Source organism: Methylocella sp. CPCC 101449 (genome assembly GCF_031921685.1).
Lineage (GTDB): Bacteria > Pseudomonadota > Alphaproteobacteria > Rhizobiales > Beijerinckiaceae > Terripilifer.
Map to the genome: position 1 here is coordinate 1,741,840 of NZ_JAPDHU010000001.1, position 12,556 is coordinate 1,754,395.

The 12,556-nt window shown below is 62.1% G+C and carries 13 protein-coding genes; 10 read left to right on the forward strand and 3 right to left on the reverse strand.

Going from position 1 to position 12,556, the window contains the following annotated elements:
* Window positions 1–82: 82 nt before the first annotated feature.
* Window positions 83–796 (forward strand): GyrI-like domain-containing protein, encoded by a 714-nt coding sequence (locus OIM99_RS08005; RefSeq protein WP_311849807.1) that lies wholly within the window; start codon window positions 83–85, stop codon window positions 794–796.
* A gap of 6 nt (window positions 797–802) precedes the next feature.
* Here OIM99_RS08005 and OIM99_RS08010 read toward each other — a convergent pair whose 3' ends face one another.
* Entirely contained in the window at window positions 803–1,867 is a 1,065-nt protein-coding gene (locus OIM99_RS08010; protein ID WP_311849808.1) for an MBL fold metallo-hydrolase, read from the reverse strand.
* Window positions 1,868–2,000: 133 nt separating this feature from the next.
* Here OIM99_RS08010 and OIM99_RS08015 point away from each other — a divergent pair, with 133 nt between their 5' ends.
* The 3 genes from OIM99_RS08015 to OIM99_RS08025 all read left to right on the forward strand — a co-directional run bounded on the left by OIM99_RS08015 (window position 2,001) and on the right by OIM99_RS08025 (window position 4,312).
* A complete protein-coding gene (locus OIM99_RS08015; protein ID WP_311849809.1) occupies window positions 2,001–3,044 on the forward strand; it encodes an LLM class flavin-dependent oxidoreductase in 1,044 nt (347 codons plus the stop codon).
* Between the two features lie 377 nt (window positions 3,045–3,421).
* A complete protein-coding gene (locus tag OIM99_RS08020) occupies window positions 3,422–3,712 on the forward strand; it encodes a hypothetical protein (RefSeq protein WP_311849810.1) in 291 nt (96 codons plus the stop codon).
* A gap of 330 nt (window positions 3,713–4,042) precedes the next feature.
* Window positions 4,043–4,312 (forward strand): hypothetical protein, encoded by a 270-nt coding sequence (locus OIM99_RS08025; RefSeq protein WP_311849811.1) that lies wholly within the window; start codon window positions 4,043–4,045, stop codon window positions 4,310–4,312.
* 75 nt (window positions 4,313–4,387) lie between these two features.
* On the opposite strand, the gene OIM99_RS08030 is transcribed toward OIM99_RS08025, so the two are convergent.
* Together OIM99_RS08030 and OIM99_RS08035 are read right to left on the reverse strand one after the other, a co-directional pair.
* On the reverse strand, window positions 4,388–5,938 hold the full coding sequence (locus OIM99_RS08030) for a UbiD family decarboxylase (protein WP_311849812.1): 1,551 nt from the start codon (window positions 5,936–5,938) through the stop codon (window positions 4,388–4,390).
* Window positions 5,939–5,997: 59 nt separating this feature from the next.
* Window positions 5,998–7,044, reverse strand: coding sequence for a hypothetical protein (locus OIM99_RS08035; protein ID WP_311849813.1), 1,047 nt, complete (start codon window positions 7,042–7,044; stop codon window positions 5,998–6,000).
* Between the two features lie 61 nt (window positions 7,045–7,105).
* Here OIM99_RS08035 and OIM99_RS08040 point away from each other — a divergent pair, with 61 nt between their 5' ends.
* The 6 genes from OIM99_RS08040 to rimM all read left to right on the forward strand — a co-directional run bounded on the left by OIM99_RS08040 (window position 7,106) and on the right by rimM (window position 12,555).
* Window positions 7,106–7,291: a hypothetical protein gene (locus OIM99_RS08040; protein WP_311849814.1), complete on the forward strand. Its 186-nt coding sequence runs from the start codon at window positions 7,106–7,108 to the stop codon at window positions 7,289–7,291.
* A complete protein-coding gene (locus tag OIM99_RS08045) occupies window positions 7,288–8,874 on the forward strand; it encodes a CYTH and CHAD domain-containing protein (RefSeq protein ID WP_311849815.1) in 1,587 nt (528 codons plus the stop codon). The genes OIM99_RS08040 and OIM99_RS08045 overlap by 4 nt, the downstream gene beginning before the upstream one ends.
* A gap of 64 nt (window positions 8,875–8,938) precedes the next feature.
* On the forward strand, window positions 8,939–9,715 hold the full coding sequence (locus OIM99_RS08050) for a hypothetical protein (protein ID WP_311849816.1): 777 nt from the start codon (window positions 8,939–8,941) through the stop codon (window positions 9,713–9,715).
* A 256-nt stretch (window positions 9,716–9,971) separates the two neighbouring features.
* Window positions 9,972–11,540, forward strand: coding sequence for a signal recognition particle protein (gene ffh, locus OIM99_RS08055; RefSeq protein WP_311849817.1), 1,569 nt, complete (start codon window positions 9,972–9,974; stop codon window positions 11,538–11,540).
* Window positions 11,541–11,608: 68 nt separating this feature from the next.
* Window positions 11,609–11,971 carry a 30S ribosomal protein S16 gene (gene rpsP, locus OIM99_RS08060; protein WP_311849818.1) on the forward strand — a complete coding sequence of 121 codons (363 nt, stop codon included), beginning with the start codon at window positions 11,609–11,611 and terminating at the stop codon, window positions 11,969–11,971.
* Window positions 11,971–12,555, forward strand: coding sequence for a ribosome maturation factor RimM (gene rimM, locus OIM99_RS08065; protein WP_311849819.1), 585 nt, complete (start codon window positions 11,971–11,973; stop codon window positions 12,553–12,555). Before rpsP ends, rimM begins: the two co-directional genes overlap by 1 nt.
* The last annotated feature ends 1 nt before the right edge of the window (window position 12,556 follow it).

Consider the following 12,556-nt stretch of genomic DNA (forward strand, 5'->3'; position numbering starts at 1 on the left):
AGTTCAAGCGTTGACACGGCTGTCTTGGATTCGCCGTAAGGTTAGACTGCACTCGACGAATCGCGCGCCCTTCGGAGCGACCATGAACGTGCCTATGCCCCGGCCCCTTTTCCGCCTGCCCCACTCGCATTTCGGTCTGGCGGTGGCCGCCCTGCTGTTGCTGGCCGCGCCGGTCGCGGCGCAAACGCCGACGCCCGCGCCGCCGGCCTCGCCCGCCGCTCCGGCAACCCCGTCACCACCTTCAGCTTCGCCACCCGCAGACCAGGCGACACCTGCGCCCGCTCCAGTGCCGCCGGCGCCGTCCGCCGAAGCGGAGAAGCCCTCGGGCGATGCCTCGTCGGTCAAGCCGATCGAAATGACGGCCCGTCCGGCCCTGACGTTCTCCGGCAAGGCCGATTGGGACGACGGCTATAAGACGATCATGGAGGCGATCGCCAAACTGCGCGCCGAGGCGAAGCGGGCGGGCCTGAAAGTGTCCGGCTATCCGCTCACGGTGTTCCGCTCGACCGACGATGTCGGCTTCCGTTTCGATGCGATGCTCGTGATCGATCAGCCGCCGGCCGACCCGCAGCTCGGCACCGACTTCAAGATCATGCAGACGCCGGCGGGCAAAGCGGTGAAATTCGAGCACCGCTCGTCCTATGAGGAGATCGAGTCGACCTATGAGGCGATCACCGCCTGGCTTGACGAGAAGGGCCTCGACTCGCGCGATCTCTTCATTGAGGAATATCTCAACGAAGGCAAAGGCTCCGACGATACGGACCTGCAGGTCGATATTTACGTCTTCGTGAAATAGCGGCTCTTAAACCACCGCCAATTCCAGCACTTCGCCCGGCCGCTTCGTTTGAAACAGCGAAGCGGCGATGCCTTCGCGCTGCAAGGCTGCCGTCAACCGTTGCGGCGGTTCGTCGATCGCTTCATCGGTCAATTGAAACGTGCCCCAATGATGCGCCAGCGCCCGCTCGGCGCCGCAGATCTGGAAAATGCGCACGGCTTCATCGGGATCGATGTGATGATCGCGCATGAACCAGCGCGGTTCGTAAGCGCCGATCGGCAGGATGGCGAGGCGGAAGCCGTTATGCTTGTCGCGCGCCTGCTGGAAGATGGCGCCGTCGGCAAAGCCCGTATCGGCGATGTGATAGATATTGCCCGACGGCGTCTCGATGACGAAGGCACTCCACAGCGCCATGCGCCGGTCGAACAGGCCGCGTGCCGACCAGTGATAAGACGGTTCGAAATGCACGAAGACGCCGCGTCCCACTTCGACGCGGGCGTCCCAATCGAAAGCTTCGGCGCGGATCGCGCTGTCATGGCCGCGCATGATCACATCATTGCCGAGCGGCGTCAGGAAGCGCGTGCGTGGATTGCCAGAGAGCGCCGACAGGGTGGCGAGATCGAGATGGTCGTAATGGTTGTGGGAAATCAGAACCACGTCGATGGGAGGCAGATCGGTGAGCGCGATGCCAGGATCGTTGACCCGTTTCGGTCCGGCGAAACGGAACGGGCTGGCGCGCTGCGACCACACCGGGTCGACCAGAATGTTGACGCCATGCGTCTGAATGAGCAGCGAGGCGTGCCCGACATAGGAGACTCTGAGATCGGCGCCATCGACGCGCGCCGGCGGCTTGTCCTGCCCGGCGCTTGGCGCGCGCTCCGGCCATTTCTGGCGGTTGCGATCGAATTGCCATTTCAGCAAATCGCCCGTCGATTTGTCGCTCGTAATGTTGGGGATGTGAAAACGCAGGCCGTCGAAGTGGTCGCTGACGGGACCGTTGTAATAGGGATTGCGCAAGCTGGCGTATCCGGCATAGCCGGCGCCGCCAAGAAGAGGCAGGCCGAGCAGGGTGAGAAGACGGCGGCGGTTCATGACCCCCAGGACTTGGGAGAGAACCGGCTTTTCGTCAAGGCAATGACGCGAATGTCATCAGCTCAGTCCGCTCTTTCGCGCGGCGGGGCGACCCGTTAAGGTCCAGCACATCATTTCAACTAGGGCGGAAAAAATGAAGTTTGGCATTTTCGACCATATCGATATGGCGGGCGACCGGCCGCTGGCGACGCAGTATGACGAGCGCCTGACCTTTGCGCAGGCGGCCGACGAGGCCGGATTCTACTGCCTGCATATTGCCGAACATCATGCTTCGCCGCTCAACACCGTGCCGGTGCCCGGCATCTGGCTCGGCGCGCTCGCCCGCGTCACCAAGCGTATGCGGCTTGGACCCCTGGTCTATCTGCTGCCGCTTTATTCGCCGCTGCGGCTCGCGGAGGAAATCTGCATCCTCGATCATCTGAGCAAGGGCCGGCTGGATGTCGGCGTCGGCCGTGGCGTGTCGCCGTTCGAACTGGCCTATCACAAGATCAAGCACGACGACTCGCGCGATATTTTCGCCGATGCCTATAAGGCGCTGAATACGGCGCTGACGAGCGAGCTCTTCAGCTACGAGAGCGAACGCTATAACTATAAGAACGTGCCGATGCCGTTGCGGCCGTTGCAGCAGCCGACGCCGCCGATGTGGTATGGCTCGTCGAATGCCACCGGCTCGGCCTGGGCCGGCGATCACGGTCTGCACTTTGCCTCGAATGGACCGACCGAACGGGCCAAGGGTAATATCCAGGTCTTCCGCGAACATTTCGCCAAGCACGGCAAGCCGGCGCATCCCAAGCCCGAATTCGAGGGCGGTGTCGTGGTCGGCGTCGGCCGGCAGATCGTCGTCGCCGAAACGGAAGCCGAAGCGCTGCGCATCGCCAAGCCGGCGGCCGAGCATCACCACGCCAATCTCACCTATCTGTTGCGCGTTCATGCCAGTGACGAAGCGGCAAAACGCTTTCAGGTGCCGACCCGTGCCGGTCTCGAAGAGCAAATGGCCGACGGCAGTATGATCGTCGGTACGCCGGCGACGGTGGCTGAGAAGATCGCCGAACAGGTCGAGACCATGGGGCTCAATTACATGATGGCCTATCTGTTCTTCGGCACGATGCAGCTCTCCGACGCGCTGCGCTCGCTCGAACTGTTCCGCTCCGAAGTGATGCCGAAATTCGCCAAGTAGGCGGAGGAGATCAATCGGCCTGCGGCTCGGTTGTGACTGAGTCGCAGGCGATTCGCTGCACTATACTGACACTCGTGTGGTGCAGCGGGTCGATGGTGCGCATGTGAACTTTGCACGAGCGCGTGAACATCGCGACACGTCTTTTCACGAAGCCGAGAGCCAGCGTCTGTCCTGATTTTGGCGTTTAAGCGTGAAGTCCTTGTCCCGCTTGGCTTAGCCGAAAATGCATCTTGGCGCGACATTACCGGATCTTTAGGCTTGTGGCAGGACTGCCAAGGTTGCGCCGGATTGCGCTCGCAATCACAGAGCAATTCGATCCGCGTGGGAGAGCTCGATTGACGCTGAAGCGTCGATCATCGACCGCGTGGAGCACGATCATGTTAAACTTGAACCATAAGCGTCTTATTCCTGTTCTGGCCGTCGCCGCCTTGCTGGGCGGTCTGGCGTCGGCGCCCGCTTCGGCGGCCACGCGCCATCATCGCCAGCAGCCTCAACAGACGGAACAGTCCTATCAGGCGCTGCAGCCTGAAGAGGTGGCGCCGACAGCGCAGCCGGCCATCATGCGCGACAGTGAGTCGGGCGGTGGCTGCTATGCGACACGCATTCAAGAGCCGGTCGTCGGCGGTGGCCTGCAATGGGTGCCGGAACTGACCTGCCCGTATGAGTGATCAGTCGCAAGCAGATGGTGTTTGGCAAAACGGCGAGAGCGAACTCGCCGTTTTCCTTGTGAAAGCGGCCGCATGTGGAGGCAAAATTAAGTCACGAGCGCGTGACTTTGCCTATGGGTCGTTTCACGAACCCGCGACTGGGGAGTTGAATCGTATCGAGATCGATCACACGAAAACCCTTGCGGGACAGCGATTAAATGAATGATCAATCTTGATGCGACATTACCGGAAATCCACTCTTGTGGCGAAACGGACAAAATTGAGCCGGAATCCAATCGCAATTGCGGCGCACCTGGACAACCGTAATCATTACATCACGGGAGAACCTTCATGTTGATTTTCAGCACACGCCTCGTCCCGGCCGTTGCTGCCGCCGCTGTGCTTGCTGGTCTCGCCGCGTCGCCCGCTTCCGCGGCCCGCGCCCGCCACCATCATCCCCAAGCCGTGCAGGAACAGAGCTATATGGCGACCGTTCCGCCGGCGCAGGAAATGGTCGCAACGCCGGACAGCAATTGCTATCCGACCCGTATGCAGGTGCCGACGGTTGGCGGCGGCCTGCAATGGGAAAACGAAGAAACCTGCGCCTATCCGGACAACTGATCGCCTTCACTGGCGCATGAAAACGGCGGGATGTTTCCCGCCGTTTTTGATTCAGAGCGTTCCGAGCAAAAGACTCTAGCGGCTTTTCTGGCCTTCTTCCTGATAGACGAAACGCTCTTCGCTCTCGAAGGCGCGCACCTGCGGCGCCTTGCCCGGCAGGCCCAATTCCTCCCAGCGCGCCGCGACTTTGTCATAGGTCGATTTGCGCAAAGTGGTGCGGGCCGAGAATACCGGCAGGTAGCGGTGATCCTTGCAGGCGTTGATCAGCACTTTCGAACCATAGGGTCGTTTCTCGGGCGGATTTTGCGAGGGATCGAGCGGCGTGCTCCAGGTGTTGCGCAGAATGTCCATGTCGTCGATCGGATTGCAGCGGCTGCCCATGGCCCAGAGTACTTGGTCGATGTCGGTTGGATCGACATCCTCATCCACGGCGATGATGAATTTGGTGTAGTAGGCGCCGCCGGGCACTTGTGCGGCGAGCGCCAGCACCTGCGCCGCATGGCCGGCATAGCGCTGCTGCAAACTGATGATGGTCATGCCAAAACCGCCGGCGGCGGCGGGATGCGAATAGATGCCCTGAATGCCGAGCACGCCGAGCTTGTCGAAATCATCCCAGATCTTGGCCGAGCGAACGATGGCGAAAAAGCCGCTCTGTTCGCAGGAGGGATAATCGGCCATCAAAGCATTCGTCAGCACCGGGCTGGTGCGATAGTGAACGGCAGTCACTTCAACCAAGGGGCAAGCGGCTTCCGGCTTGCCGTAATAGCCGGTGAATTCGCCGAACGGGCCTTCCGCCTTCAAAGCGTTGGGGCGCAGAATGCCCTCGATGACCAGTTCGGCATTGGCGGGGATCAGCAGATCGGTGGTCGTGCCTTTGACGACGGGGATTGGCTGGCCCTTGATGCCGCCGGCATATTCATATTCCGACACGGTCTTGGGGAAGGATTGCGACCCGACCAGCATGAACAAGGGATCGATGCCCCAGGCGGCAGCGACATGCAGCGGCTCGCCTTTGTCCCAGGCCTTCTGAATGTGCAGGCGCGCATCCTTGCCGGGCGACAGATAAAGCCCGACATGGTTCTTGTCCTGCTGCATCATCCGATAGGTGCCGATGTTGAGATAGCCGGTCTCCGGATCGCGGGTGATGACGGCATCGCAGGTGCCGGCATAGCGGCCGCCATCGCGCGGCCAGTGTTTGGGGATCGGCAGGAGATCGAGATCGATGTCCTTGCCGGTGATGGTGTTCTCGTAGACCGGTGCTTCGGAGCGCTGCACTTCGCGCGGCGGCGTGCGTCGTTTCAACTTGTCCTTGGTGCGGCGGATGAGTTCGACGGTGGGCGTATCGGGATCTTCTTCCAGCGAAATGGCGATGCGGCGCACGCTTGGGCCGAACGGCGACCAGAGATGGCGTGCGCCGATCGGATTGTTGTCAAAGCCCACGACCTTGCTGAACAGCGCGGCGGGCGACGGCTTTTGCTTGGCGAGCAGATAGGAGATGGCGCTCATTTCCTCGTCGCGATCGACCGGTTTGTCGACGCGCACCAGTTCGCCGATCTCCTCCACACGGGCGAGCCATTCGCGCAAATCCTGAATCGGCGCGCGCACCGTGTTGGCCGTATCGTCCATGGCGTTCTCTCCTAAAGTTTATAAGGCGTGTTTTTCGGCTCTATGCCACGGCGTACGGACTATTGCTCGAAATATTTTCGCGCCCGCTGCTTCAACGGTTCGGGCACCGCAAACAGTGCTTCGATGGTGTCGTGCATCCGCTGCGGGCTGATCGGGTTGACCTCGATCTGCGCGGCAGCGGCTTCTTTCAAAAATTCTGGATCTTTTGTCATGGCGACAAAGGCTGAGCGCAGAGCGGCAACGCGTTCAGCCGGCACGCCGGGCATGACGGTGAAGGGATAGCCGAGGCGGTTGCCTGAGGTGACGACGCGGGCCACCAGCCGATCGTTGGCATCGCTGATCACGTCGTCGAGTTCGGGCACGTCCTTCAGTTCGTCGGGCTTCAGGCCGGAATAAACCAGGATCGACACATCTCTGTTGGCGATCCAGTTCGGCTTGGTGCTCTTGATACTGTCCCAGGAGTTGTTGCGCGCTTCCACCTCGCCGCGTTCCATGGCGAGATTGAGCGCGCTGGAACCGGGATAGCCGGTGATCATCTTGAATTTGGTGCCGGCGAGATCGTTGAGCATCACCGGATAAATATAAGTGATGCCCGAGGTGCCGTTGGAACCGGCGATGATTTCCTTGCTGCGCGCTTCTGCAATCGTGTGAACGCCCGTTGTTTTCCAGGCGATCATGGTTTCGGTGGTCGGCGTCAGCGCGCCAAGCCATTGAAACTGTCGCACATCGAATTGCACGCCTTCCTTGCCGACCGCCTGATAGGTCGGCAGACCGTTTTGAATCAGACCGATGGCCGTGCCGTCTCGTGGTGCGACGCGATAAAGGTAATTGGCCATGACCAGACCTGTTGCGCCGGTCATGTTCTGCGGCACGGGCGTTGGATTGCCGGGGATGAAGCGGACGATATGACGCGCGACCAGACGCATTTGCAGGTCGTAGCCGCCGCCGGCGCTGACACCGACGAGAAATTGCAGGTTTTTGCCTTTGTAGAAATTTTCGATGGGGTCGGCTTGCGCCGAGGTCGCTGCGGTCAGCAGACTAAAGACCAATCCCGCGCAAAACATGCGAAAAGTACCGGCATCAGCCCCGGCCACGTGCCTGATCATCGTGTTTCCATCCCAAATTTCGTTGTTGGGTCCATCCTATACGCTGTTTGAGCGGATGGCGATGGATGCGGAGATCGCTGGGATCATGACAATCCAGGTGACGAGATTTCTGATTGCGCTTGCAAAAAGCCGCGCGGCGCGGCTTGATTATGACATGGAGGTGACGGCCTATGGTGCCGGCGGCAGCGGACCGCCCGCACGCGTTCTTAATGAACCCCCTGCGCTTCAGGACCCGATTAAACCATGACAGACACGACCGATACGGTCGCGCCGGCCCCCGATACTGTTGCGGAAGCCCCGCAGACGGTGGGTCGAGAAATTGAAATCAAGCTGACTGGCGATACGCGACAAATCGTTGATGCTTGCGACTGGCTCGCCCGCAATGGCGCGGCGTTTCGGCCCCGCGCGGCAAACCTGCACTCCGTCTATTTCGACACGGCCGACGAGCGGCTGCGCGCCGCCGGCATGGCGCTACGCGTGCGCAAGGTGCGTGGACGGCATATGCTCACCTTCAAATGGCGCAGCGATGATGCGGCGACCGCGTTCGAGCGTGGCGAAGCTGAAGCGCGTCTGGCCGGTCCCGAACCCGACATCGATGCCTTGGGGGCCGATACGGCGGCGCTCATTCGCGGCGTGTGTGGCGAAGCGCCACTCGAACAGCGCTTCACCACTGAGTTGAAGCGGCGCGATGCGGTGGCCCTGCCTGGCCTGTCCAGCATTAAAGTGGCCGTCGATCGCGGCCATGTCTTCGCCGGCGATCGCAGCGTCGAGGTCGAAGAGATCGAATTCGAACTGGCGGATGGCGATATCGGCGATCTCATCGATCTGGCGGCGCGTCTCACCGATGCCTGCGGTTTGCGGCTTGGCTCGCGCACCAAGTCGGAGCGCGGTTATGCGTTGGCGGCCGGTGAGTTGCCGCAATGCGTGAAGGCCTTGCCGCTGACGCTTGCCGACGATGCGGCAACAGAAGTGGCGATGGGCTCGATTCTCATTGCGGCCGTGGAGCAATTCGTCGCCAATTGGCCGGGCCTGCTCGAAGCCGAGCTGCCAGAATCCGTGCATCAGATGCGCGTGGCGCTGCGTCGTCTGCGCGCGGCGATCAAATTGTTCCAGCGCGAATTTCCTTGCGCCGACTTTGCCATTCTCGAGCGTCGCGCCGCCGATATAGCGTCGGCCATGGGGCAGGCGCGCGACATGGATGCCTTCACCGCTTTGGTGCAGGACGGGCCAGGCAACACGTTGAAGGACGATGCGGATTTCGGTCCGCTGCTCGAAAGCGCTGCTGTGCGCCGCTTCGAAGGTTATGAAAAGGTGCGCGCGGTTCTGCTCGATCCGATGACCACCGGTTTCGTGCTGGAACTCTATAGTTTCGTGTTGCGCCGGGGCTGGCGCGGTGCGCTCGATGTGGAGGCGCTCGGCCGTCTGTCCATGCCGGCGCAGACCTTCGCCAACGAAACTCTCGACCGCTTGCATAAGCGCGTGCGTAAGCGCGGCAAGGACCTCGAACGGCTGACCGTCGACGAGCGGCATCGCCTGCGCATTGCCTTCAAGGATTTGCGCTACGCGGCCGAATTCTTCACGGCGCTCTATCCGCACAAGGCGGGTGCGAAGTCGTTCATCCGTTCGATTTCAAAACTGCAAGACGTGTTCGGCGCCTATAACGACACGATCACCGCCCACACGATCGTGGCGGCGCTGGAAGGCGAAGGCACGATCGATGCGGCGGCCGGCATGGTGCTGGGCTGGTGCGCGCGCGGCGCGGCCGATGCCGAGACGCATCTGGCGGCAAGCTGGAAGATCTTCCGCAAGCTGGAAAAATTCTGGCATTAAGGTGTAATGGCTTAGCGGTATCGACAGTGCGGGGGGCGTTGGGCTTCTCGCGACGGTGGTTGTTTTGAAATATTTATTTCCAGCGCTTTTGATTTCGCTTTGGTTTGGTCTTTCGCCCTCCGCAAGCCAGGCCGAGATTTCGCAGACAAACCAGGCTGAATCGGCTGCCGCCTTCCAGGCGGTCGACGCTCTGGCGCGCCAGACCCGTGCGGCGGGGGATTTGCCACGCTGGTCGAATCCGGAACACGCCAAGGTGCTCGGCCGGTTTTGGGACGTGAAGGCGACTTTGGGCGCTCCGCCCTATCGCTCCGCCGACGTGCCGGCGCTGCTGCCCATCGGCGATCGGGCGGGCGCGCTCTTCAAGACCTATGTGCTGTTCGCGCCGCAGGCGGGAACCGTGCCGGATACGGCTGTTAATACCGCGCAATATCAGGACGAGATCGCCCGGGCGGGCGCTTATCTGCTGCGCGTGCAGGCGGCCGGGCTCGAGGCCATTACTGACTTCCTCGCCACGCTGCCGGCGGCTCAGATGAACGTCGCCCGCCGTGATGGGCTGCGTCAATTACGTCTTGGAATCAACGAGATGGTGACGGGCATCGTGCTGATGCTGCGCGCCCCGGGCCTGCGTCCCGAAAACCGCGTCCTCCTGCTCGATGCGCTCAGTGAGGGCGCCGCGACCCTGGCGGCTTCGACCCCGCCGGCCGACCGGGCGGCGCTGATTGCCCAGATCGACACGGTTCTGGCCAGTTTGAGCGGTCTGGAGCGGGAGAAGGCGCTGGCGTTCAAGGCGGCTTTCGAGAGGAAGGAGTGTGTGGGGCTTTGCGCGATGGAAGCGCAATAAGGCCAGGGGGTTGTCATTTGGGGCCGGCGGCTGAAAGGCTATTGGATTGGCCGGCTCACGTTGACTCTCCCGCCGTCCCCACCTAAAAGCCTGTCACTCTCGTCAGAGACGTTCTTTTGACACAGCCCCGTGGAACCCCTTGAGGTTCGGGGTCAACGCCCGGCAGCGCGATGCGCCCCCGGGCGCTATTGGTCTTTGGAATTTGGCTTTGGAGCATGGCTTCGGAGCTTCTGAATCGAGCCATTGGAGTTTTTGCATGTTCGAGGGCCTTTCCGACAAGCTCTCCGGCATATTCGATACGCTGACGCGGCGCGGCGCTCTCTCGGAGAGCGACGTCAATACCGCCATGCGCGAAGTGCGCCGCGCCCTGCTTGAGGCCGACGTGGCGCTCGACGTGGTGCGCGAGTTCACCGAGAAGGTGCGCGTCCAGGCCGTCGGCGCCAATGTGGTGAAATCGGTCACGCCGGGGCAGATGGTCGTCAAGATCGTCAACGACGTGCTGATCGAAACCTTGGGCTCCACCGCCGAGACCATCGATCTCTCTGCTTCGCCTCCCGTCGCCATCATGATGGTCGGCTTGCAGGGCGCCGGTAAAACCACCACCACCGCCAAGATCGCGCGCCGCCTCACCGACCGCATGAAGCGCAAGGTGCTGATGGCCTCGCTCGACGTGAAGCGTCCGGCGGCGCAGGAACAGCTCGCCGTGCTCGGCCGCCAGGTCGGCGTCGACACTTTGCCGATTGTCGCCGGACAGACGCCGGTGCAAATCGCGCAGCGCGCCGAACAGGCGGCGCGCCTGCAGGGCTACGATGTCGTCCTGCTCGACACGGCCGGGCGCACCCACATCGACGAGCCGTTGATGGAGGAAATGGCGGAGATCAAGCGCGCCGCCAGCCCGCATGAAATTCTTTTGGTCGCCGACTCGCTGACCGGCCAGGACGCCGTCAATCTGGCGCGCAACTTCAACGATCGCGTCGGCATCACTGGCATCGTGCTGACCCGCACCGATGGCGATGGCCGTGGCGGTGCCGCGCTTTCCATGCGTGCCGTCACCGGCAAGCCGATCAAGCTCATCGGTACGGGTGAAAAGGTCGAGGACCTCGACGATTTCAATCCGCAGCGCATCGCCAATCGCATTCTCGGCATGGGCGACATCGTCGCGCTGGTCGAAAAGGCGGCGGCGTCGATCGATGCCGAGAAAGCCCAGGCCATCGCCGAGAAGATGCGCAAGGGCAAGTTCGACCTCGACGACATGGCCGAACAGTTGGCGCAGGTGGAAAAGATCGGCGGCCTCGGCGGCATCATGGGCATGCTACCCGGCATCGCCAAGATGAAGGACCAGATCGCCTCGCGCATCGACGACAAGATGATCAAGCGCCAGCGCGCCATCATTCTGTCGATGACCCGCGCCGAGCGGCGCAATCCGGACGTGTTGAAGGCGTCGCGCAAGAAACGCATCGCCGCCGGCTCCGGCATGAAGGTCGAGGACGTCAACCGCTTGCTGAAACAGCACCGGCAGATGGCCGACATGATGAAGGCCATGGGCGGCGCCAACAAGCGTGGCCCGATGGGCAAGATGGCGCAGATGTTCGGGCTCGGCGGTGGCGGTGGCATGCCCTCGCCGGAGCAGATGGCTGAATTGCAGAAGCAGATGGGGGGACAAGGTGGCGGTTCAATGCCGCAGCTTCCCGAAAAACCACCGCCGGGTTTGACCAGCGGCGGGCCGCTTCTGCCGAATGGACTTCCAGGATTGGGCGGGCCGAAGCTGCCCGGTCTTGGTGGCGGAACACCGGGCGGGTTCAACCCGTTCGGGAAGAAGAAGTGAAAGTGAAATATGTGATGCGGGCAGGGACTGCCGCGCATCGTCAAATGAAGATCTGAAAGGAAGTACCTATGTCTCTTAAAATTCGTCTTTCGCGCGGTGGCACCAAGAAGCGTCCGTTCTACAGCGTCGTGGTTGCTGACTCGCGCATGCCGCGCGATGGCCGCTTCATCGAGAAGATCGGCACGTTCGATCCGCTGAAGGCCAAGGACAATGCGGCGCGTCTCGTACTCGATACCGAGAAGGCCAAGGATTGGATGGGCAAGGGTGCCCAGCCGACCGATCGCGTCTCGCGTCTGCTCGACGGTCTCGGCCTGTTGAAGCGTGAAGCGCGCAACAATCCGGAAAAGGCGCAGCCGAAGAAGAAGGCGCAGGAACGCGCCGCTGCTGAAGCCGCCGCCGCTGCCAAGGCCGCTGAAGCTCCGGCCGCCTGATGACGATGCCAAGCGGGCGCGATGGCAAGCCTTCTGATTTGCCTGTCGCGCCGGCTTCCGGCCTCGTGCTCGTCGGCCGCTTCGGCGCGCCGCATGGGGTGCGCGGCGAGATCCGCATCAAATCCTATACGGGTGATCCCCTGGCGCTCGCCGGTTACGGCGGGCTGACCGATGTCACGGGGACGCGCCGCTTCGTGCTCAAGCGTGTGCGTCCGGTGAAGGACGACATGCTGGTGGCGCAGGTCGAAGGCGTCGCCGATCGCAATGCCGCCGAAGCGCTGACCAATGCGGATATCTTCGTGCCGCGCGCCAGTTTGCCGGCGCCCGACGAAGACGAATTCTATTTCTCCGATCTGATCGGGCTCGCCGCCGTGCTGCCCGACGGCAGCCGCTTCGGCACGGTGCGCGCCGTCGACAATTTCGGTGCCGGCGACATTCTGGTGATCGAAACGGGCGCGGGCGAAGAAGCGCTGCTGCCCTTCACCAAACTGGTGGTGCCGAAGGTCGATATCGCCGGTGGCGCCGTGCATGTGGTGCTGCCGGAGGAGATCGACGGCGAGGATGAGGCGCAGTCAACCGAATAAC